At 44.6% G+C, this 23834-nt stretch carries 20 protein-coding genes; 9 read left to right on the plus strand and 11 right to left on the minus strand.

The annotated features are described in order from the left end of the window. Window positions 1-214 precede the first annotated feature (214 nt). Window positions 215-2503: a 5'-nucleotidase C-terminal domain-containing protein gene (locus WFI24_RS18620; protein WP_336763170.1), complete on the plus strand. Its 2289-nt coding sequence runs from the start codon at window positions 215-217 to the stop codon at window positions 2501-2503. Window positions 2504-2608: 105 nt separating this feature from the next. Here the strand turns inward: WFI24_RS18620 and WFI24_RS18625 are convergent, their stop codons facing one another. Together WFI24_RS18625 and WFI24_RS18630 are read right to left on the minus strand one after the other, a co-directional pair. After that, the gene (locus tag WFI24_RS18625; RefSeq protein ID WP_336763172.1) at window positions 2609-2920 is read right to left on the minus strand and encodes a hypothetical protein; all 312 of its coding nucleotides are present in this window, start codon (window positions 2918-2920) and stop codon (window positions 2609-2611) included. Between the two features lie 14 nt (window positions 2921-2934). Beyond that, the gene (locus tag WFI24_RS18630) at window positions 2935-3867 is read right to left on the minus strand and encodes a macrolide 2'-phosphotransferase (RefSeq protein WP_336763174.1); all 933 of its coding nucleotides are present in this window, start codon (window positions 3865-3867) and stop codon (window positions 2935-2937) included. Between the two features lie 431 nt (window positions 3868-4298). Here WFI24_RS18630 and WFI24_RS18635 point away from each other — a divergent pair, with 431 nt between their 5' ends. The 6 genes from WFI24_RS18635 (at window position 4299) to WFI24_RS18660 (ending at window position 11645) form a co-directional block, all read left to right on the plus strand. Beyond that, the gene (locus WFI24_RS18635; protein ID WP_336763175.1) at window positions 4299-4655 is read left to right on the plus strand and encodes a hypothetical protein; all 357 of its coding nucleotides are present in this window, start codon (window positions 4299-4301) and stop codon (window positions 4653-4655) included. 156 nt (window positions 4656-4811) lie between these two features. Next, complete coding sequence (locus WFI24_RS18640) at window positions 4812-6257, plus strand: DEAD/DEAH box helicase (RefSeq protein WP_091035459.1); 1446 nt, start codon at window positions 4812-4814, stop codon at window positions 6255-6257. Between the two features lie 284 nt (window positions 6258-6541). Then, window positions 6542-7954 (plus strand): family 43 glycosylhydrolase, encoded by a 1413-nt coding sequence (locus WFI24_RS18645; RefSeq protein ID WP_336763177.1) that lies wholly within the window; start codon window positions 6542-6544, stop codon window positions 7952-7954. 323 nt (window positions 7955-8277) lie between these two features. Beyond that, window positions 8278-8664, plus strand: coding sequence for a lactococcin 972 family bacteriocin (locus WFI24_RS18650; RefSeq protein ID WP_336763179.1), 387 nt, complete (start codon window positions 8278-8280; stop codon window positions 8662-8664). Window positions 8665-8779: 115 nt separating this feature from the next. Then, window positions 8780-10999, plus strand: coding sequence for a bacteriocin-associated integral membrane family protein (locus WFI24_RS18655; RefSeq protein ID WP_336763181.1), 2220 nt, complete (start codon window positions 8780-8782; stop codon window positions 10997-10999). A gap of 1 nt (window position 11000) precedes the next feature. Then, the gene (locus tag WFI24_RS18660; protein ID WP_336763182.1) at window positions 11001-11645 is read left to right on the plus strand and encodes an ABC transporter ATP-binding protein; all 645 of its coding nucleotides are present in this window, start codon (window positions 11001-11003) and stop codon (window positions 11643-11645) included. Between the two features lie 176 nt (window positions 11646-11821). On the opposite strand, the gene WFI24_RS18665 is transcribed toward WFI24_RS18660, so the two are convergent. The 3 genes from WFI24_RS18665 to WFI24_RS18675 form a co-directional block, all read right to left on the minus strand. Beyond that, window positions 11822-12370, minus strand: coding sequence for a hypothetical protein (locus WFI24_RS18665; protein WP_336763183.1), 549 nt, complete (start codon window positions 12368-12370; stop codon window positions 11822-11824). Between the two features lie 193 nt (window positions 12371-12563). Beyond that, window positions 12564-12833 (minus strand): CD3324 family protein, encoded by a 270-nt coding sequence (locus tag WFI24_RS18670; protein ID WP_336763185.1) that lies wholly within the window; start codon window positions 12831-12833, stop codon window positions 12564-12566. A 262-nt stretch (window positions 12834-13095) separates the two neighbouring features. Further along, window positions 13096-14004: a helix-turn-helix transcriptional regulator gene (locus tag WFI24_RS18675; protein WP_336763187.1), complete on the minus strand. Its 909-nt coding sequence runs from the start codon at window positions 14002-14004 to the stop codon at window positions 13096-13098. A gap of 69 nt (window positions 14005-14073) precedes the next feature. On the opposite strand from WFI24_RS18675, the gene WFI24_RS18680 reads away from it, so the two are divergent. Further along, window positions 14074-14616: a dihydrofolate reductase family protein gene (locus WFI24_RS18680; RefSeq protein WP_336763189.1), complete on the plus strand. Its 543-nt coding sequence runs from the start codon at window positions 14074-14076 to the stop codon at window positions 14614-14616. 122 nt (window positions 14617-14738) lie between these two features. On the opposite strand, the gene WFI24_RS18685 is transcribed toward WFI24_RS18680, so the two are convergent. From WFI24_RS18685 to WFI24_RS18710, 6 genes are all read right to left on the minus strand, one after another. Continuing rightward, window positions 14739-15869, minus strand: a complete 1131-nt coding sequence (locus tag WFI24_RS18685; RefSeq protein WP_336763191.1) for an SGNH/GDSL hydrolase family protein — start codon at window positions 15867-15869, stop codon at window positions 14739-14741. A gap of 64 nt (window positions 15870-15933) precedes the next feature. Continuing rightward, window positions 15934-16302 (minus strand): DUF4180 domain-containing protein, encoded by a 369-nt coding sequence (locus WFI24_RS18690; protein ID WP_336763193.1) that lies wholly within the window; start codon window positions 16300-16302, stop codon window positions 15934-15936. A gap of 174 nt (window positions 16303-16476) precedes the next feature. Further along, window positions 16477-17370 carry a response regulator gene (locus WFI24_RS18695; RefSeq protein WP_336763194.1) on the minus strand — a complete coding sequence of 298 codons (894 nt, stop codon included), beginning with the start codon at window positions 17368-17370 and terminating at the stop codon, window positions 16477-16479. Continuing rightward, the gene (locus tag WFI24_RS18700; RefSeq protein ID WP_336763195.1) at window positions 17342-18661 is read right to left on the minus strand and encodes an ATP-binding protein; all 1320 of its coding nucleotides are present in this window, start codon (window positions 18659-18661) and stop codon (window positions 17342-17344) included. Before WFI24_RS18700 ends, WFI24_RS18695 begins: the two co-directional genes overlap by 29 nt. A 168-nt stretch (window positions 18662-18829) precedes the next feature. Further along, window positions 18830-21967 (minus strand): ATP-binding protein, encoded by a 3138-nt coding sequence (locus WFI24_RS18705; RefSeq protein ID WP_442956240.1) that lies wholly within the window; start codon window positions 21965-21967, stop codon window positions 18830-18832. Between the two features lie 10 nt (window positions 21968-21977). After that, window positions 21978-23129, minus strand: coding sequence for a response regulator (locus tag WFI24_RS18710; RefSeq protein WP_336763199.1), 1152 nt, complete (start codon window positions 23127-23129; stop codon window positions 21978-21980). A 173-nt stretch (window positions 23130-23302) separates the two neighbouring features. Here WFI24_RS18710 and WFI24_RS18715 point away from each other — a divergent pair, with 173 nt between their 5' ends. Next, window positions 23303-23800, plus strand: coding sequence for a DinB family protein (locus WFI24_RS18715; protein ID WP_336763202.1), 498 nt, complete (start codon window positions 23303-23305; stop codon window positions 23798-23800). The last annotated feature ends 34 nt before the right edge of the window (window positions 23801-23834 follow it).

Below are 23834 nucleotides of genomic sequence, written 5' to 3' on the forward strand. Positions count from 1 at the left end.
TTACAATATCCACTTTACTGGATAATTATGGTTTTAGATACCTGACAAATTATAGTATTTTATCCCAAAAATAGAATCCTATATTATAATTTTATCTATTTATCTGCCTAAATCCAACATGATTCTTACATTGGAGTTTACATTCACCAAATGTTTATCTAGTATAAAATGATACATATCTTTACATACACTAGATAACAAGGGAGATTACAACATGCGCAAAATTTCAACGAAACGTTTCGCCGGATGGCCCTTATCGTTCCTCTTATGTGCCTCCATTTTGTTCGCCCCGTTTGCATCCACCCCCGTGAAGGCTGCTGAAGCAGACAAAGAAACCAAAATCACCTTATTGGGAACTTCCGATATTCACGGTCGATTCATGCCGTGGGACTACGCTCTGGACGGCCCCAATCCAACTGGAAGCATGACGCAGCTCTACACGATTGTTAAAAAAGTGCGTGCGGAGAATCCCAATACGATTCTGCTTGATGCAGGCGACATGATTCAGGATAACTCGGCTGAGTTGTTTAATGATCAACCCCAATCTCCCATGATGGTTGCAATGAACGAAATGAAATATGACGCATGGGTTATGGGTAATCATGAATTTAACTTTGGACTGGACGTACTGGAGAAGATCTCTTCCCAATTCAATGGACAGCCTCTCGTGGGTAATATTTTCAAAGAAAACGGCGACCGATACATGCCTGCCTATACGATTATCGAGAAAGACGGAATCAAAGTGGGTGTTATCGGAATGAACACACCAATGATTACCGAGTTCGAGAAAGGTACGGATCACCTGGACGGCATCATTGTTAAAGATCCTGTAGAAGAGACCAAGAAGGCCATTGCTGAGCTGAAAGGCAAAGTTGATGTCATGGTTGGACTCATGCATATGGGACTGGACAACGAGAACGGAAATCCGGGAACCGGAGTGACGGATATCGCCAATGCCAACCCGGAGCTGGCTGCCATTTTTGCCGGACACATGCATACTTTGATTGAATCTCAAACGGTTAACGGCGTATTGATCTCCGAACCGAATAAATATGGCTCACACATCTCTCGAATTGATCTGACATTTGTCAAAGACGGCGACAAAGTTGTGCTGAAAAGTAAAGAAGCTCAAGCTCTCGCTGTAAAAGCAGCTGACGGAACGTATGAAGTCTCCGATCCTGCGCTGGAAGAGACACTTCACCCGTTTCATGAGTTCGCTCGTACCGATGCCAACATCGAAGTGGCTGAACTGAAAGGAACAAATCTGGTACCTGCCGATGAAATCAAAGGCATTCCTGCTGTGCAGATTCAGGAGACTCCACTCTCAGACTTCTTCACCGAAGTTATGCTGCATTATAGCGATGCCGATGTGGTCGCGCACCAGATAGATAACGACAAGGCCAAACTGGATGTAGGCCCGATCAAGAAAAAGGATATTGCGTTCAACTATCAATACACCTTCGGTGAAGTAACCGTGTATGAAGTGACGGGACGTGATCTGATGGATTACATGGAGTGGTCTGCGGGGTACTTCAACTCTACACGCCCTGGTGATGTGACCATTAGTTTCGATCCGAAACGACGTGCTTCCAAATACAGCACCGATGATTTCTTCGGCGGCGTAACGTATGAGATTGACCTGACCAAGCCATACGGCAGTCGGATTACGAATCTGAAGTACAGCAACGGTACGACAGTAAAAGAAGACGATACGTTGAAACTTGGCATGAACGCCTATCGAATGGAAGCCCTGATTGCGAAAGGCGGCGCCATGGAGGGGCGTAAGTTCAAGCAGCTCTGGTCCTCCAAGGATGCCTCGGCATTTGGCGAGACCCAAGGTACGATTCGTAACCTGTCCATTGCCTATCTGAAAGATGTCATGAAGGGTGTCTACGAACCGAAGATTCAGCACAACTGGAAAATCACCGGCGTAGACCTGACTGCACCAGAACGTGCAGATGTGGTGGAGTTAATTAACGATGGCATCATGTCTGTGCCAACAACGGAAGATGGCAAATACACCAATATTGCCTCCATTAACATTTTGGATGCGGTGACCCAGGAAGAGATGGATACTCTATCTGCCAAAGCAGGTGTGAATACAGACCAATTCTCTGGCGTGAAAACCAAGGGAGCGTTCTATCAAAAGCTGAACAAAGCTCGCAAAGCAGCAGGTAATGGCGAGGAAGAAACCACCCCTGAGAAGCCTACGACACCAATAGTACCAAACCCAACACCAACTCCAGGCACGTCGAAACCTGGTAAGCCATCAACACCAAGCACTGGCAAACCAGGAACTGTCACCAAAGGCAAACAAGCCAAGGTTACAGCGGCTTACCTGAACGTACGCGCTGGCGCTTCATCCAAAGCCAAGGTCGTAGCTGCTGTACCGAAAGGCACCGTATTTGAAGTAATCAGCACAGACAAGTTTGGCTGGGTAAAAGTGAAGCTGGATGGACGTGTAGCCTTCGTATACGGGAAATATGTGAGCATGTTGAAATAGGTACAATCGTTACGCATCACGCTTAACGAAAAAGAAAAAGGGCGATTCTCCCATGGAAATCATGGTCGGAATCGCCCTTTGTTATATTAACGGCGAAAGAAACCGCTAGCCTTTTGGCAGGTTCTTGATTTTATCCATAAAATCGTCCAACTGTATGCCATTCGTTTGTTCCGTAAAATCGAGTATTTCCTCCGACTCTCCCTCATACGCGGCAAGCACATAGTCATCATCGACAATATAGTATGTGCCATAACGGGTGAATGAATAGCCTCCGATTTGTTCTCCTGTTGTCCCTTTTTTGACTACAGCGATAATCTTCATACCTGGTTTAAGTTCAGGCTCCACACCTGCAAAGTCAGCATTGTAAAAGAGAAACGTATCCTTTTCTACATCCTCACCTGTTACAACCTTATCCACCTTCACTGGAGCACCTAATCCCGCCTCACATCCCAGTTTGCCAGCATGCCTCTCGCCATTTCCATCGTCGACTCTTCCCCTGTGGTTAGAGCAAATTTGGCAACCAGTGCCGGGTAAGCAGCCCATTGTTCCCGAATATGCTCAAACATCTGAGGCCATGTCCTTCCCCCTGCCTTCTCGTATCGCTTCAGCAGATCGCGCAGTCCATCATCTTGGAAAAGTCCATAAAGGATTACAAAATCCTTACCCGGATCAGCGATCTCCGCTTCCGTCCAGTCGATGAGTCCGGTTACCCGCTGTGTATCATCGACAATGATATGCGGTGGGTGCAGATCACCGTGATTAAACGTCGAGTGCTTCGGCCAATAGCTACCTACAGACAGCCACACCGTCCAGCGTTGCACCAGTTGGTCCGGTACCGTAAAATTCTTTTTAATCTCCTCTATATTTGCCGCAAACTCTTTGCGAGCTTCCATAGGCGTCTTGATCCGAACTCCGCCCTTGGCCGCCTCTTCAGGATCAATGTTGTGCAATGCGGCAAGTGTAGCAGCCAGTGAATCCAGGAACTCGTCAGACAAGGTCTCCTGCGGGAAACGCCACGCATATCCTGCACCAGCAGGATCTACCATAGCAATCGGGTCGCCATCCAATAGTGGATAAGCGATAAGTTCGGGCGTGCAGATTCGCCAGTCCGGTACCTGTGCCGGAACACTCCCCCGGACAACGTCCAGTACTCTACGTTCATTCTCGGCACGCTCCCATACATCTTCACGCCGCGGCTGACGCAGAACCCACTTTTGTCCACTTATATCAGTGGCGAAGGCTACCCGGAAGTCCATCCCGGACTCATTGATTTCCATCGATTCCTTGCGGATTTGAAGCCCATTTTGTCCAGCCAGCAACCATATATCCTGTGTGAAATCCACTTGTTCATTTGACTTTGTCATATCCAAACCTCCCCTTTTCCTTGGAAAAATAAAAAACACAGACATTCATGCCTGTGTTTTCGATCTCGGAATAGGGCTAGACCTATTTTTGCGCATCCCCATAGTGGTACATCAAGGAACCACTCTTATGCAAGAGTGTCCACTACAAATAACGGCATACGTGTAAACAGGCAAACTTCTCCCGATGATCTGCACACAGGCAGTGAAACAGCAAGCGCAAGCAAACGTTCCGCTACTATCTCAATCGAAAAAAATTTACCACACGTATCCCTCCGTTCAGTAAGTTACCCATATGCTAACATATTCCAAATCCCAGTACCAGGCTGAATGGACTGATTTTCGTTTTTTTATGGATATACAGGAACTTCGTCGCATCAGGTAACGTCCATAGTTATAGCTACATTAAAAAAGGATGAGAGGTGAGCATCGTTATGTCCATTGTACGAAGATTATCCTTATTACCACTCATCCTACTTCTGCTAACGATCGGATGCGCAGAGAAATCTGTGGAACAAGGGAAAGAAAAGCCACATGTGCGAGGAATTATTACGGGTTTTGAGGAAGAAAGAGGTCAGGTACTCATCGACAATAAAGAAGATGGTGGTGTTGAATCAGGACCGATTTGGATTTCGCTCAGCAAGGACGCTGAACTCATCATCGAAGGAGAGACTGTCACCGTCTCTTTGGATGAGACACTGGTTGGTCGAAGTGCAGAAGTGTGGATCAATGGAGTTATTGCTCAATCTTACCCTCCCCAAACCAAGGCTGTGAAGATGGTCATTCATTAGCGCCTAAAATCAGAGTTGGTGAAAACAAATCAATCACTCGATGCATTTACTCCGTTAGGTTGCCCGCTTATAGAGTATAATAAAAAGGTATACGATAAATGTACGGTGCAATGCTTGTATGTAGAGTATTCAAAACTAACGCAAAAGAGGTAAACAATGAGCGAGCAACAATTTAAAGATTATGGACTTGGTGAAGAGATCGTAAAAGCACTGGACAGTCTGGGCTATGAGACACCAACCGAGGTTCAAACTAAAGTTATTCCGGTAGCATTGGAGAATCAGGATCTTGTGGTCAAATCACAGACAGGTAGTGGTAAAACAGCTGCCTACGGCATTCCGCTCTGCGAGCTGGTGGATTGGAATGAGAATAAGCCACAGGCTTTGATTCTTACCCCAACCCGGGAACTGGCTTTGCAGGTTAACGAAGATATTACGAATATCGGCCGCTTTAAGCGTATTAAAGCAACCGCACTATACGGACAATCCCCTTTTCATATCCAAAAAGCAGAGTTAAAACAAAGAACCCACGTGGCTGTTGGTACGCCGGGTCGGGTACTGGATCATATCGAACGCGGCACGCTGCCACTCGAACGGATCGCTTATCTCGTTATTGACGAGGCCGATGAGATGCTGAATATGGGATTCATCGAGACAGTACAATCAATCATTCAGAAGCTACCACAGGAGCGAGTGACCATGTTATTCTCCGCAACGTTCCCTGAAGATGTCGCCAAGCTGTCACGCAAATACATGAACAAACCGGTGGAGATTGAGATCAAGGCAAGTGGATTGACAACAGCCACCATCGAACATGCTGTAATTCACGTGCCAGAGGTGAACAAAACCGCGCTGCTTCAGGACTTGTTCATTGTGGAAAATCCGGACAGTTGTATCGTGTTCTGCCGTACGCAGGAGAATGTGGATAAGCTTTTCCGGGTCATGGCTGACCTTGACTATCCAGCAGATCGTATCCACGGAGGCATGGAGCAGGATGAGCGGATCGAAGTGATGAACGCATTCAGACGGGGACAATTCCGTTATCTGATCGCGACGGATGTAGCCGCACGGGGTATCGATATCACAAATATTACTCATGTCATCAACTACGATATTCCTTTGGAAAAAGAGGGATATGTGCACCGCACAGGCCGTACGGGGCGCGCAGGCAAAACAGGTAAAGCCATTACGTTGATTACACCGAAAGATGGCAGACGTCTGGCGGAGATTGAATCCTATATTGGATTCGAAATCCCTGTCGTGAAAGCACCTTCCGAAGAAGCTGTGGATCGCCGCAGAGAAGATTTTGAGAAACGATTGAAGATCGTTCCTGAACGCAAAAAGGACAAGCGTGAACAGCTGAACCAACAGATCATGAAGCTGAACTTCAACGGAGGCAAGAAGAAGAAACTTCGCGCCGTAGACTTTGTAGGTACCATCGCCAAGCTTGAAGGGGTGACTGCAGACGATATCGGGATCATTACGATTCTGGACAATGTGACGGATGTAGAGATCCTGAACGGCAAAGGCCCACTTGTACTGGAGCTCATGCAGAATACAACGATCAAAAAGATGCAGCTCAAGGTTCGCAAAGGTCATAAGTAGTTTAGTAGATGGGTTAAATAAATAGGTCCAGACCAAAAAAGGGGTAATCGACTTGGAAATCATGTCGGCTATCCCTTTTTTCCGTGCTTTCGTTTTTGGTCAAATGGCTGCTTGTACGAAACATGAATTTTAAAAAATCAACCCCGCTCTCACCGCTCAGCACCGATGGAATGAAGGTTTGTTCAGCAATGGATGAATTGTTCACTTGAAAAAGAGTCTAGTCCAACTAAAATATAAATGAAAGCGCTGTATTGTATTTCGATATCTTTCGGGAGGTGTATGTAATGGGTAACAGGAAAGTTGTCTGGTTTCTGGTCTTCGCACTCACGTTCACCCTGTTTGGACTTCATCCTGAACGGACAAGCGCAGCAAGTGTCACGATAACCAATGGCACCGATTGGCTCGACACCGCAGGCAACCCCATCCATGCGAACAGCGGCAACATTCTGCAGGTAGGCTCGACGTATTATCTGTACGGTGAACATGCGGTAGGCGGCAAGTTCGACAGCGTGAATGTCTACACCTCCACTGATCTGAAGAACTGGACTTTCAGCAACGCCATCCTGACGAAAGATTCCGCAACTGAGCTTGCCTCCAGCAAGATTGAACGCCCCAAAGTCATCTATAACGCCTCCACCAACCAGTATGTGCTCTGGGCACACTATGAGAACGGTACAGACTACAATCTCGGGCGTGTAGCAGTCGCAACAAGCAATACCCCGAATGGCAAATTCACCTATGAGGGCAGTTTCCGCCCAATGAATTATGAATCCCGTGACATGACTGTCTTTGTTGATACAGATGGCACAGGATATCTGGTTACCGCTTCACGCAAAAATGGCGGTGCCAATGATACGATGGCTATTTTCAAAATGAATGCAAGTTATACTGGGATACAATCCTTCGAAGGCTGGCTGTTCGAGAACGCCTATCGTGAAGCGCCTGCTGTTGTGAAAAAAGGAAACCGTTACTACCTCTTCACCTCCCAAGCCGCTGGCTGGTATCCGAATCAGGGCGCTTATGCTACAGCAACTTCCATGACGGGTCCATGGACTGCGCTTACGCCCTATGGCAATCCATCTGCCTTCGGTTCGCAGATTCATGATATTGCCACGATCACAGGCAGCAACACCACATCCTACATCTACATGGGGGATCGCTGGAATCCGATGAACCTCGGAAAGCACAAGCATATCTGGTTGCCGCTAACCTTGAATGATTCGAACGGAACAGCATCACTGGAGTGGTATAAAACATGGAATATCGACGCAGTAACGGGTGTAGTAACACCGCCTGCTCTCGTCAATCATGCCCAAGGCAAATCAGCTACCGCCAGCTCCACAGCCTCCGGCTCATCTACATCCAACGTCAATGATGGCAACTACCAGACTTCATGGGTGGCTTCCTCCAATAGCTGGCCTGCCTGGTGGCAGGTGGACTTTGGCGCACCAAGGACGATCACGGAGATCGACACCTCCTGGTTTATGTATAAAGGTTCCGAAGGGTACTACAAATACAAAATCGAGATTAGCAACGATGGTGTCAATTACTCCACCTTGGATCGCACCAACAATCTGACCTACGGTTTCACCACGGATGCTGTTCATTTCACAGCTCGTTATGTACGGATCAATATGGTGAACGCGGTCTTGTGGAATAATCCAGGAAGCTGGTATACCCCAACGTTGGGCCGGTGAAGAGCGATGCCACGTTTGAGCGAACCAACTTTTAAAAGAGTACCTTTTTGACGAATTAGAATGGGGATGAAAATTAGATCATCTGCATCTCAGTTAGAGGCCAATTCTGCAGGGTACTTGTAACTGGAGAAGCAGCCTTTTTCGCCCGAACCCCCATTTAGAATTCATTCTCCCTTAATGCCATATCAGCAGACATCGCTGCAGCACAAAAAAAGTAACTATTAATATTTTACTTTTTTTTACTTTACTTATATATTTATCAATGGTATATTTTATGAAGAATTCCGGGATTCTACATAATATGTATAGAGGAGATTATACAAATGAAAAAAAAGCTTGTTAGTCTTACACTTGCAGTAGCCGTTCTTATGGTTCCATTGAGCCAAGCAATGGCAGATACCATCAAACCAACCGATGGAGGATCTGTAGATTTGACTAATGTAAGATTTGTTTCAAATGATCTTACTACTCTACAAGATGATACTGGTGGTGGCACTTGGGATTATGGTACTTCTCCAGTAATATCTGGTTTCTCTATTAAGAAAAAAGTATGGTCTAACTACAACCACCGTACAAAAATACATTCATCTACAGCCAGTATAGGTACAACTATTTCGCGTAGCGGACAAGTTAACAAAGAGATCACTTCCTATGCTAGTGCAACTGGTGACACTGGGGATCAAACTCATGCTTACTGGAATACGTACTAAAATTTTAAACTTAATATAACGTTGTTATATTGGTAAAACGAACTAAATTCCATGTTTAACTACGGAGTTTAGTTCGTTTCCATTTATTCTACATTCTTGGAAGGGAATTAGAACATTGAAAAAAAATATTATCTTTTTTATCTTGTGCGCCTCTTTGTTAACATTCTATAGCAATTACAGACTCTATGATCAAAAGATTTTAGAGCAATTCTATTTATTAGATGAACATATCGGTTATGAATTTTTTATTCCGGAGACTGAGTTACTGGCTGATCCAGACGTAATCTATCCTATCTTGGCAGATACATCCTCAGACCTCCAAGTAAATATATTTCGCTCAGTTATTAACAATAAACCTGATAACCAAATGGAATTCATGAAATACATATTGCTTAATCAAGAAAGCACTATGTTTGATAATATTAAACTGGAATCAGGAAGAGTTCTTGATACAACAGACTCTCAAAATAAAGAAAGATATATTTCAACCACGTCTAGTCCAGATTCCGATCAGGTAGGAGTAATTAAAGAATTTGGTGGAAATAACAATATTACGATAAAGCCTCTTATAAGTTCTTATGATTATTTGCCTGTAAGTGGATACTACTACATTGAAACCAGCGAAAATAACCTGATTCCCTTTTTAGAACAGTTCTCTCTTAATCTACGTGAGTTTTATAGTCAAAAAGGGATATCCGTTCAATATTCACCTGCTACATTCACGATTTATAATTCTACAAAAGTCGGTTTCCCTTCAACATCCATGGTTGATGTAACCAACATGTTATATATTCTAGTTATAATAACAGCTTTTTATATGCTTTATTATAATTTCAAGGAAACCAAGCGTGTGGGTATATACAAGTTATTGGGAATTCCCACATTGAAAATATGGTATTATTTTATAGGTAAAACAATTGTTATATCTTCCTTTATAAATTTATTTATGGTTCTAGTATTATCTATTGTGATTCCCAACTCTACCGTACATTTCTTTTTCTATTCACTCTATGAACAATTCAAATTGCTAATAATAATTGTTGTTCTAACATTACCATCCTATATTTACATTTCTCGTACTAACATAAAGGAAGCGATTAAGAATAAAAAATATACTAAAATCATATTTGCAATGAATACACTGCTTAAAATAAGTACTACGATTATAGTCATATCTCTATTTTCTACATTATCTGGTCAATATAATACTCTCAAAAGTGAACAAGATGACCTTGAAAGTTGGAAAAGAAGTAATCAATATGGTGTATTTTATCCTGTAAACGCAGGATATGATGCCACTGATTTTCAGAACAGCGCAGTGCAGTATATTAGAACAACAGCAGGCCAACTTTATCCTGTTTTGAACGAACTCGGCTCAGTTTTAATTAATTCTCGTCAGTACGAGGAAATGGCACTTTTGTTAAATAAAAATTATGAAGGAATCCGTTCTTTGCAAGTTAACCCCAACTATTTGAAGGAATTTCCTGTATATGATACAAAGGGTGAACCCATTTATATACCTGAAGAAGAAGTTAGTTGGATTATTCTGGTTCCTGAAAAATTAAAAAATCAGGAAAAACAGATTGTCCAATTCTTTAGGGATGAACGCGATCAAAGAATTGCATTTGAAAAAGAACAACTTAAAAATGAGATTTCACCATCTACTGAAATGCAAAACATTCAAATTATTTGGTATGCCAATCATCAGGACATTTTTAGCTTTAATCCCGATGTGTACCCCAACAATAATAATTTAATTACAGAGCCTATTATTCAGGTCATTACTGAACAAAATAGCCTAGTAGGGGATCGGGATGCAATTCTTGGTAACGGAAGTTCAGATCCCATCAAAATCAAATTAATCGACGGTGATACCGCTAAAACATATCGCTTTTTAGAATCAACTTTGAAAGAATTAAAATTGGATGATAACCTGCATTATCTAATTACTGTTGATCAGTACATTGCGGAGAAAGTATATGCACTTCAGCAACGTTTCTATTCTACTTCATTTGCTTTAGCGATCAGCGTGCTCATTCTTTGCTTTCTCCTTATTCAAAATCTATCCATTATGTTCAACAAATTTCAACAAAAGTTTATTATCAGGGGAATATTTGGCCTGTCTATACCCAGAAAGTACAAAGAATTCATCTATATTTTTGGTATCTCTTGGATAATAATAGGCATCTGTTGCTATTTATTAGGTATCTTGAATTTGGCACTACCTATCTCTTTATTCTTTGCTCTTATTTTGTTGGAGCTATGCTTCTCAGTAGTTTGGCTGACTCGGCTTTCGTCTAAACATATCATCAAATTATTGAAAGGCGGTCAATAAATTGAACCTTCCATTGGTATACGAACTTCGCAATGTATCTAAGCGTTACGCCACTCACAACGTGTTAAGTAACCTTAATCTGGATATTCTACAAGGTCAGATGGTAGCTATCGTTGGAAAGAGTGGTTCTGGTAAGTCAACATTATTGAACATGCTTGGCATGATCGAGAAACCCGACAACGGAAGTATCAAATTCTATAATGAGATTTTCCCTAAACCAGGGAGCAAAAAGCAGTCCATTATATTGCGTAATAAAATTTCGTATTTGTTCCAAAATTACGCTTTAGTAGACAATGACCGTGTGGATGAGAATCTAAATATGGCTCTTTGCTACAGTCTTAAATCAAAAAAGGAAAAACATGATCTGAAAATAGAAGCTTTAAATAAAGTAGGATTGTCCATCCCTTTGAGCAAAAAAGTATATGAATTATCCGGTGGAGAACAACAGCGTGTGGCACTAGCCCGAATATTATTAAAGCCTTGTGATGTTGTTCTGGCTGATGAGCCAACAGGTTCGCTAGACGTAAGCAATCGTGATTTTGTTATAAATATGCTGACTGAGCTTCACCAACAGGGTAAAACAATTGTAATTGTTACTCACGATGAAGTTGTGGCTGGACGATGTGAACACATTATTGAATTGTGAATAAAGCATGTAACAGATTGTAATGTGAAATACTATACCTACTGGAAATAAACAAAAATGGAAATCATGTATTCTGGTACTTATACACTAAACACTCCTTTTTCAAAGTGTCCAGCTATGGATACCAGAATACTTCCATAACGGGAGTTGCTCTCTCCTATCCGTTCATTAATTTTTCAGAACTGATTGGAGAATTGAAAAATCAATTTATAGCCATCGAACGTTTGCCCGTACATCTCCCGATAGTTACCTTTGGTATAATTAGCCACTGTTTTCCGCCAGAAAGATTGGCCAATCTTATTTTTCTCCGATGGATTGGTGAACAACTCCCAATTTCCTCTAAACATTCCGAAGATCATCGATGCTGCTTGTTCAGCAACACCTAAACCTCGAAACGGCTGCATCAGGAAGTAATCATGTACAAAGAAATTCGTGCCTTGTGAACAATATGGCGGAGTAGCTATGAACGTAAAACCTGCCGGTAGGCCATCCACAATCATGAGAAACGGATAAAGACACTCCGGTTTTTCCCACCAAATGTTCTGTACATCATACTGATCCTGTAACGTTTTGTAATCAGGACTTGGTTCGAAAATGCCATGTTTGTTCGGGGTATGCTCTCCACCCAGACCATAATGTCCGGATAGATCATGAAGGTATAGCGGGTACATATTTTTAATCACATACGCCTCGTCTTTATTCGTTAACTTCACTTCTATATTCATATTATTTATATTCACCAACCTTACCAGATGATATGAAAACTTATTTCGAGAACTCTCATCGCGCATCCTTGCACCATCAAATGAATTGTACGCGCAGTTAACCACCTCGAATATATAAAGAATCCTTAATAACCATTCTTTATTCTTACAGGAAAAAGCCACATTCGATTGCTCGAACATGGCTTCTATAGTTTCATCCCTTTTTGCAATACACGATTTTCTTGATGCTATCAATGGATAAACAGTATTGCTCCACAAGTTGATCGATGGTTGTTCCCGCAGCGAAAAGCTGGCGGATCTCGTCGTTCCGCTCCTGGACAACCCTTCTGCCGCCCGAATTCTCGCCCCACTTCTTATGGGCATCCTTGGGCCTCGGAATATAGATTAAGCCACCAGGGATATGACGCTGTATTTCTTTGAGTAGTTCTTCCGGGAAGATCGTATCTGCATTAATATATTTCACGTTGCTCCACTCCTTAAAAGTTAAAATCTTTAAGGCAGCAGAGTCTTACGATGAACGCATTAGATATGCACTACAATGGTATGGCGGAAATGGATTTCAGGCTCTATGCAAACAACCGCCGTTGTTCATCACATGGACTCTGCATAGAGCGGGTCGTTAAACTTATTATGAATCGAATCATGGTATCCCCCCATTCAGTCAATCCAGATCAGTTACTTTAGATGGTACTCCTATATCTTCCATGTCAGAAGCTTATATCCTTCTACTCGTCGATATATTGGCTAACACTCCGTTCCAGTAACTCTCTAACCTGCTGCTTCAACTCAGGTGGTGAGATCACCTTCACTTCTGGTCCATAGGAGAGTAACTTTCGCGCTGTAAAAGAAAACTCTTCAGGCGGAACCAGTCCTCGCCATTCATGACCTTGAACCGACTTGAACAACACATCTGACGCGGCAATCCTTGCTCCAAATTCCGTGAATTGCAGCACCACTTCTACGCTCGCTCTGCCTTCTTTGGCATCTAACCACGCTTTCAGACTAGGAACAGATTCATCCACCGAATCCATAACAGCCAACTGCTGCATGCGATCGACCCGATACAACAATACGCGATCCATATTCCGAGCTGGCATGTACCAATGTCCCTGCTCATAGTAGATGCCATAGGGGAAGACCTGGACTTTTTTAGGACCATTGCGGGCATGATACATAAACTCGATTTCTCTCTTTTCTACTGCCGCACGCAATATCTCAGTTGTTAATGGCTCCGCATGCTCACCGGGATACTGGACAAAGGTGATATGTTCCCTCATACGCGTAATGAGATCCTGTACATCCTCAGGCAAAGTAGAAAAATACTGCTCAGCCAAATGTCCACGCATGGAACCGAACGGAAAATCCGGGACTTGCTGTAGATATTCCAGCATCATAAACAGTCCTAATGCCTCCTGCTGTGTCAGTTGAAGGGGTGGCAAAATCCGATTGGGCAGCACCCGGTATCCGCCGTTCACGCCAACTTCTGTGTACAAGGGAAAACCCAGTGCCTGCAATGCATCCAGATCTCGCTGAATCGTACGAACCGAGACGTCGAACCGTTCTGCCAATTCTCGGGCCGTGAACTTCTGTCTGGAATCCATCAGGCGCATGATGGCCAGCTTCCGATGATTCATATATTCAACATCCTAACCACGTCAACTTTTGTCATAGTTAAAGTGTATCATACATTTTAGAAGGGAGCGATGAACATGTCTGATAACAAAACAATTTTGTACATTGCTATGAGTTTGGATGGATATATCGCAAGACTGGACGGTTCGGTAGATTGGTTATTTGATGTGGAGGGTGATGGTGGAGACAACGGGTATGCTGCCTTTTATCAAACGATTGGTAGCGTCGTTATGGGACGTTACACGTATGAAGAGGTGCTCACACTATCTGAGGAGTTTCCCTATGCGGATCGCCCAACGTATGTGCTATCCCGCTCAGAACAGCCGACTGCTCCACATGTACAGTTCACAACCGAGTCGGTAGATACGCTCATTCCCAGATTAAAGCAGAATTCGGATGGAGACGTATGGATCGTCGGTGGCGGTAAGCTCGTTCAAGCGGTGATGGAGAAAAAATTATTAGATGAGATTGAAGTCGCCATCATTCCAAAAATTCTTGGCGAAGGCATCCCATTGTTCCCGGTAGGCACTGTGCCAAGTCAATTCAAAATGATCCGAACCCAGACACTCGGACAGATCATTTCGATTCGTTATGAGGTACAACAGCTGAAATAGCCGATAAATGAAAAGGAGACAGCCCGATATGTCAGTACTCCCAATGGTCCGATGTATACACTTTCAGCCTTTGGCGTATTACACGATCTGGAGCTGTCTTTTATTTCATTCCCCTACACTGGTCACTCCGATGATAGAATTCCATTCAAATATGCTGTCAGCGCTTCTGCCGTCCTACGGTGAGATAACTCGCCGGGATGACTTCTTGCACCGACCGTTTCCTCAGTCGTATCGGGAAGCTGAATGATCGAGACCTTACGATCCCCCATCTCTTTCGTATACGCATCAACCGCACGGTAGATGGCAGGCATCATTGGGAAGCCGAGCATACCATAAGCCCATACGAGTTGTGCCGCTGGATTGTTTTTCCGAAGCTTAGTCAGGAACTGTTCCACCGCTTTCTCAAAAGCGGCCAAATCCTCTTCATGATACGTACCCTCTTCATTCAGACGCTGCTTGAACACCTTACCGGTGTCAGGGTCTTTCCACTCAGGTGACTGAAACGCACCCCCATCATTACTACCCAGGTTCACAACCACCACATCCGGCTGCCAAGTACTAAAATCATGCTGATCCCCTGCGCCTAGCGCTCCATTACGTTCACCGGTAAGCAAACCGCAGACCTGTTCATAATAATCGGGAATATTCCCCTTCGGATTGTTATCCCAACTTGTTAGCACACCCCAGCCACTCTGCGAGATGACCCGGTAGTCTGCATTCAACGCCTCTGCTGTCATGAACGTATAATTATGTATGGCGCTGAACCACATCGGTACCCAATCTTCCTCCGCTCTCGCTCCAATCGCACCTTCGCCAGATGTAATACTGTCACCGATAAACTCGACCTTGTACGTTTTTTCCTGCACAGGCAGGAACACTCCGTCCGATTTAACTGCATGAATCTGCAAGGAAGAACCCGGATCGCCACTCATTGCTTGAACATCTTTAACGATCCGTACATTTTTCACCACATCCGCGTTCATGCCTCGATACACACAGACCCAGTACCGTCCTTCCGTTAACATCTGTCTGCTCACCGGGACACCGTTGATCAGAATGCTGATCCATGACTCATATATATCATACTGCGACTCTACCTCAACCCATAGTTCGGTGCCCTGTACATTGAGTTCTATCGCGCTTCCCGTCCAAAATAACGTCAACGGCGACAACTCTCCAGTTGTTCTGCCATGCACTTTAAGATTTCCGATCTCAGGCAGAGCATATACCTTTAAATTCTCATTAGATATCACGGTGCAAACCTCCTACGTTTGGCTCAGATTATAAGCAGGCTCTCTACATGCTTCAGATGTGCGCTTAACTGATATTATGCAACTTTTGAAGCGCTTCCTCTTTGCTTTTTAAAAAGAAAAAATGCTTGCCATTGTTGCACTCATAGATGAAATCTCTCAGGCTCTTGCTGTTATGTCCTTCGAAATCTCCCACAATAGCAAGCTTAACATGATAGTTCACGTACTTCTGCAAAATCTCGCCTGCAAGCTTGGTTTTCAGTTCGAAGAACTCTTTCGTAATGTTCGATTTGTTGATAATGAGCTTATCGGCGTCATCCGTATACCTCATCGAAGCCATCAAATCCAGTGCGTCTTGCGCATTGTTGATGACGATGTGATCACTTTCAATAATGGCGACCTTGGAGTTGCCCAGTTGATCGATAGTTATGTTCATTTCACTTTCTCCTCTTATGGATATTGTTTATTTATAATATCTCGCAGTTTTATAATAAAAAGCAATAATCGTAGCGTGAAAAACAAAAAACCGAGAATCCGTGAAGTGTTACTTCCGGGAATTCGGCTTTTGGTTAAAAGATAAAATATCTCCGTTATTCAGTTATTTAGTTATTTAGTTATTCATTTTTTCAATGGTCTCCATGTAGAACACATGCAGGAACTTTTTGATATTAACCTTGCCTTTGTCTCCTGCCTGATCCTCTTCCATGGCTCTCATCTTCATTCGAACATCCTGGAAGTCAAAGTAGAGCGGGGCATAATGTTCAAACTTGTGGTTGCTGTAGTCGGTGAGTCCAATCGAGGCTATATTCGTCAGTGCGGCAATTACCGTTCTGCGAATGCGTTGTTCCATCGCCTTGCTCTCTTTCTCCACGTCCTTCGGCGTAGACTTGTAAGTCTGGGCCACCGCTTCATATGACTCCTTCAGAGGTGGCCACTCCGCGACCTGCTTCTGGTCAATCGCATACTCCATGAGCGCAATGATATCCTTGCTACCACTCTCTCCAATGATCCCCAGATCCATCAGAATGCTTCTTGCCGCATCTCGCACCGTACGACCTTGGGCAGGGGCCGGCGCTTCCACCAGATTCAATCGAGCCATCGACTGCTTGATCTCCAGCACATATCGTTCATACTTCCACTGTTCATTCACTTTGCCGAGCACATGCTCCACTTCCACCCGATTAATCGGTTTATGAATGAAGAATTCAATGCCGTTCTGGTAGGCCGCCCCTACCATCTCCTTGTTCTCCACCTGAGAGATCATAATGAATTTCCCGGTATAACCACCGTGCTTCAGCTTCGCTACCGTCTCAATTCCGTCCTGATCCGGCATCAGCAGATCAATCAGCACCACATCGGGACGCAGATCCATGATCATTCGCGCTCCTTCTATGCCGCCCTCTGCCATGCCAGCAAGCTCGCCGATTCCACAAGATTCAATGATATCATGCAGCATGCTCCGGCTCACCACATCATCATCCACGATCATGATAGAAAGTGTCATCGACATCGGCCCCCTTGATTAGATTCATTTTGGGAATAGCTATAGCAAATGTTGTCCCTGTTCCTGCCAGAGGCCCCGATTCTACCTTAATTCGTCCCTCCAATGACTGGACGATATCACGTACATGGGACAGACCTATGCCTGTTGCGGCAATGCCGACTTCATTAAACTTGGTTGTATAGCCCGGTTCGAAGATAACCTCCCGTTTGGCTTCAGGTACGCCTTTTCCAGAATCCATCACGACGAAATGCACGTCATCTTCTTGCTCATATACACGAATTCGGACCGTTCCATCACGCTCAATCGCCTCCACCGCATTGGCGATCAGGTTATTCATTACGGTTAGAAGAGGAATGTAATACGGAGACTCACAATCATAATGTTGCTCGATGTCGATCTCGACCTGCTTATGCAACATCTCGCTATATTTTCGGTTTGCTTTGCTGGCAAAGTTCATTACTTCAGACAGGCTCATGTTAACTGCTTTTTCGTTATCATACAGTTTCAGCAGACCCGCCAGAATGCGCTGTGAATCCTTCTTCACTTCATGAATCTGCTGCGCAATGCCCAGGGTGCGCTGACTGTATTGATTCATGTCCTGCTCCCGGAGATCGCGATATAGATCATAGCTGTCTGCTGTGATGCCTTCTATCGTATTCATCGCTTTCTTCAGGTAAAAGACCTCGCCATACAGACCCGAGTTCACACTCAGCATCTGCTCCATCCGCTTCTCCTGCTCTGCATGTAAGAGCCGCATCTGCCTCACCGCAATGCTGTTATAGAGCCCAATCACAAAGTAACTTCGCAGACCGCCTACTACAAGCAGATACAACCATTCCTTCATATAAAAGATATTGGTCCCGCTTAACATTCCGCGAAGAAGCAGCTCAACCAGATTTGAGGAGAAATCGATACAGGTAATCAACCCACCGAGCAGGAGCGGCTGCATTTCATGAAATCGATGCTTGAACTTGCTAAGCCCATAGGCAAAGACCACGTAATACACGCCTGCCCCCAGATTGTCCCGCATGCTTTCCAGTATGGACACAGTCTGCACATGATTGATGAGATCTGCCGACTGAAACAGCAAATTCGCGATGCCTGTCAGGATTCCTGTCTTCACATAAGACAGGTGCGGCATGATCATCAGCAGAAATAAAAGAATGCTAACGCCCAGCCCGATTCGAAAGTAGTCTTCCCGGAACGGATTAATCTTGAATTGTGCCCCTACCGCTGTGGCAAAGGCAATGGCCGTCATCTGCACATTCTCATTTTTGACCCAATTGCGCATCGATCTCTTCACCCACTATAGCAACGTTTAGCGCCCACTGCCCGAACCTGCGCTTCTAATGTTAAATATACTAACATATGAAAGAAGCATTAGAAATAATTAAAATTAGGGAATGAACGCGCAAGCAACATAAAAAGGCCGGAAGTCTTCACTTCTGCGGCCTTTTCCTTATATCTCATCCGGAATATCAAATGAAACCATCGTTCCCTCACCCGGTTCACTTATGATCGATAATCCCTGACCATACCGTTGTAACAACCTGCGGTTCGTATTCGCAATGCCGATCCCGCCTTTTCCACCCAGCGTAGCATGCAGCAGCTCAGTAACCTTCTCGGGCTCCATGCCTTTGCCATTATCCTTGACCTCAATGCGGGTATAACCCTCATGACGAGTGATGGATAGGCATAACGTACCGCCTACATTTCGGCTTAATAGTCCGTGTCTGACGGCATTTTCAATCAAGGGCTGAATCGATAGCGGCGGAAGAAGCAGCGGAAGATCTGGCTCGACGTTCAATACAACCGACAACCGATCTTCAAATCGTGTTTTTTCAATAAAAAGATAAGCTTCCACGAGTTCCAGTTCGTGTGATAATTTCACCAGTTCCCCTGTGTTGAGATAGTTGAAGCTGATCCGTAGATAGGATGAAAAAGCTTCACCAAGCTTCCGCATATGCTCTGTATCAATGTCACTTAAAACCATAAGTGAATTCAGCGTATTGAACAGAAAATGGGGCTGAATCTGAGCCTGTAGATAGGCGGCCTCCATGCGCAGGCTCTCTTTGATGGACTGATTTAACATGGTTAAAGCACGTATCCGGTATTTCAGTTCCACCGCATCTACAGGCTTCGTGACATAATCATTCGCACCCGACGCAAACCCCGTGTAGATATCTGGCGGCTGACTTCGTGCCGTCAACAGCAGTACAGGAAGCTCAGACATCGAGAATTGCTCCCGCACCTTCTGGGTTAATTCATATCCGGACATATGGGGCATCATCACATCTGTAATGAGTAGATCCCACTGACGTGTGCCGAGCAATTCCATCGCTTCCTGACCCGAACCTGCTGTAGTTATATCGTATGGTTCCGTCGAAAGGATGCTGACCAACACATCCAGATTCACCGGATCATCATCCACAGCCAGAATGCTGGCTCTCCCCTCTTTTAGCAAAGGAGCAATCTCCGCTGTCGCCGAGGACTCTACGCCGCTCATACCGGGGTGGGGTAACAGGAATCCGCCAGGTGCATCTTCCATCATCTCCATCGCCTGTTCCCAGATTAGAGGTAGCTGCGACTGAGCTTGATCGGCGGCTTCATGTGCGAGTGGCAGATCGAAGGTGAATACCGTACCCTTTCCAAGTTCCGATTGAACCGTTAGTTTCCCACCGTGCAGTTCTACGAGCTGTTTGCAGATGTTCAATCCAAGCCCGATGCCTTGTCCATCACTTATACCATATGACCCTTGTTCATACGGAAGGAATATGCGCATCCGTGTGTCCTCATCCATACCAACACCTGTATCCGTCACATGAATCAGAGCATGTCCTTCACGAATTTCGGCACTTACAGAGATCGTTCCTTCCTCCGTATGTTTGAGCGCGTTATGCAGCAGATTATACAAAACCTGAACCAGTCTTTCTTCATCAGCCATGACTAGAGGGAACGATTCAGGAATTTCCATATGAAGGTGGACCGGTTTTCGTTCTGCCATGAATTGCAGCATCGCGATAATGCCAGGCACTACTGACTGTATTGAAAGAGGAACCTGATGCAGCACAATTCGGTGCTCCTTCAACCGGACGACATCCAGTAGATCGCCCAGCAGATGGGACATCCTTCGACCGATTGTGATGAGCAGTTCCATATCCTCCAGGCTGCGTTCATCCAACCTGCTCTTCTCTCTGGTGACCACGTTATAGGCGATGTTAATGATCCCGTGCAGCGGAGTCCGCAGTTCGTGGGATGTATTCGCCAAGAACTGATCTTTAATTTTGTCACTCTTCTGCAGTTCTGTATTCAGTTTCATATTCTCACTGGCATTCCTGAAGTACTTCTTGAACCAATAGGCGGAGAAGCCAGTAATGGCAAATATGATATCGATTGGATAGTACACTGTTGTCACATCTCTGGCCGTCTCGGCCACACTCCATAATAGGTTAGATGTAATGCCCCCTGCAGTAAGCAACAGAAAAACAATGTCTCGGTCCCCCTGTTTCCTGAAGATCATCGTTCCGACGATGTATAGAAACCAGATCATGGATACAAGAAAGAATATGTTAATGACGTTGTAATGGATCATGGCATATGTAATATGAATAGGCACCACCACAATCACGACGGTATAGATCAAGGTAATGACAACGTGCAACTGAAGCCATGCCTTTCGTACATGAACCATCATTAATCTCTGGAATAGCAGAAGGATACAAGCGTTTTGCAACAACAATGAGATTAATCGAATTTTAATACCCCAAGTATAATTAACAGGAAGCCATAACATCAAAATATTATCATGACCCATCATAACCGCGATACCAACAGATAGGGTTAATACGGCTCCAACCAGCAAAGCGCGTTCCTGTGGATTAAATGCGTAGAGAATACAAGCATACATGCCGTGAAGAAGCAAAATCAGAAAGGTGACCATCTGAAACCCAATGGAGTACCACCGCGAAAAATCAACAGCTGGCTGTGAGCCGAAGCGAACAGGTTTGCTAATTCCGCCCATATACGGGCTGTCGTAATTGGCTACGCGGACCAATAATTCAATGGAGGTTGTCCCTTCGCGATCATAGGTCGCTGTATATGAAGTACTTCTGGGTATATATGTACTGCTATTCGCGGAGACCTCACCCATACCGCCGTCAGCGACTCCGTTCATCTCAATCTCGGATGAACTTCGAATCCCCTTGAACCAGAAGGTGACGGGTGTCTGAAGTGGGTCTGTCAAAATACGCAATCGATACGTTCCGAATCCGTATGAATTCTCTTGTTCCTGACTCTGTGCACTTCCCCAGTCTCCAGGGACTTGAACACTCTTCCCATCGCCATTCCTCGTCGTGATTTCTTTCTGAGTTAATAACTCATTCGAGTAGAGTTCCCATTCCCCATTCAAGTACATGACCGGAGATTGATTCAGATCCACGCCCCGCAAGTCTAGCACTCCATTCACAGCGCGATGCTCATCAACCGTGCGAAAAAACTCCGACCAAGTTAATCGCATACCCACTAGCAATCCGAAAATGACCAGCATAATTATTATATATCTGTAACGTATTACAGGTTTTATTTGCAGTGAATTCATAGATTTATCATTACCTGACTTTGGTTAAACCGAGCTTCCAGTCCTGATACCATTTGCTAATATCCTCACTGATGGGTATCTCCAAATCGTGCTCCATTCTGGTGGTTAAGAGACGGTATTGCTCCTCCACACCGAGATCGTTGTGCATTTCATCATAGAGTTTCATTAAAATAAAATAACTTTCTTCCTCATCCGGAAGCATATGCTGGATACGTCTTGTGCTCTCAATGACTTTCTCTCCTAGCCCCTGCTTCTGGTAATAGAGACTTAGTTGTCTCATGTGATACAACCACAGGTAGCGTAACCTTTCTCGTTCAGGCTCCGCCCACATGAACTCGTAATTGCCAAGATACGTGCCCTTATACAGATGAAGCGCTTGCTCATATGCATGAACTGTACTTGAGTCTACAACCTTCCATTGCCTGATTTCCTGTTCCCACTGCTCACTATCCAACTGAGCTCCACCCAATTCAAGCCTGTAGCCTGCTTCCAAGTGACCACTCTGAATTGTAATCATATCCATTCCGCAGGCTTTGAGGGTTTGGCGGACATGATACATGGCAGTATAGAGTTGATGTACCGTCTTTTCTTCTTCCAATTCAGGCCACAGCATCTCAAGCAGCACACTGCGATGAATGGTCTGATTCCGATGATGGAGCAGGTATGCAAACAGCTCCTGCGCCTTACTTGTGCGCCACTTGGCAACTTGGATATCCTTGTCTGGAAGCTTGAATTGAATCTGATTAAAGCAGCAAATTAAAGGGACATCTGTATCCTTTGACCGCTGCTCGCGTTTCGAACTCAGTTTCTCCCGTACTCGGCTCACCGTCTGCTTTAATCGATCCTTCTGGATGGGCTTCATGACATAATCCAAAGCCTGTAGATCGAAAGCATGCACTGCATATTGGTCGTAGCTGGTCACAAAAATAATTTCGACCCCAGGTACTGTGGCCTGAATCTGTTTCCCCAGATCCATACCATCCATCTCTGGCATATGGATATCCAGAAATACCACATCAGGGCGGTGCTCCATAATCCCCCCCATAGCCTCTGTCGGATTCGTATATGTAGCGGTAATTTCAATACCGCTTACTTCTTTCTCTAGTGATTTTTGAAGGCCTATCAACGCTAGACGTTCGTCGTCAACCAATATCACTTTCACCGGAGCTTCCTCCTCGACCCTAAAGTCTTGAGATTTATTTACACTATTATATCATAGGAATTTTAAGTATTTGGGTTCTAGTTTCCTTTTTTTAATTTTCAGCAATTTAATTGTATAATACTTAATAGAGGACAGGTTAACAGATCTGGTCCAGCGGAGGAGGAAGGTTCCACATGTCAGATTCGAATCAAAGCTTTGGGCAAGCCCTTGTCAAATCATTGGTAGGGGAACGCGGTCATATCCGCATCGCCCGTGCTCTACCCGACATTGATGTCACACTCGCGGCTCGTACACACGATGCCATGCCATATACCATCTATCAGTTAGTGAAACACATGCATTACTGGCAGCAATTCATGCTCGAACACTTGGAAGGGCGCAAGCCACAGCTCCCTGCTAACGTGAGTGAGAGCTGGCCTGAGGAGAAAGGCCCACTGGATGATGCTACATGGAAAGCGGATATTCAGGCATTCCTGAAAGGGATCGATCAAGCGGTGGCTATTGCCGAAACGGCACAATTAGATGATCCATTGCTCTATTTCCCAGGGGAAACCAAGGCAGGACTTCTGCGAAATATCGCCTCCCATAATTCGTACCATCTGGGCGAGATTGTTCTGCTTCGCCGCTTCTACGGCGCATGGCCACCACCAGGCGGCGGATTCCCGGCGTAACCATATTAAAAAAAATCTATTTAGAACGAATATA

The organism is Paenibacillus sp. USHLN196, from assembly GCF_037144955.1.
Classification (GTDB): Bacteria; Bacillota; Bacilli; order Paenibacillales; family Paenibacillaceae; genus Paenibacillus; species Paenibacillus xylanexedens_C.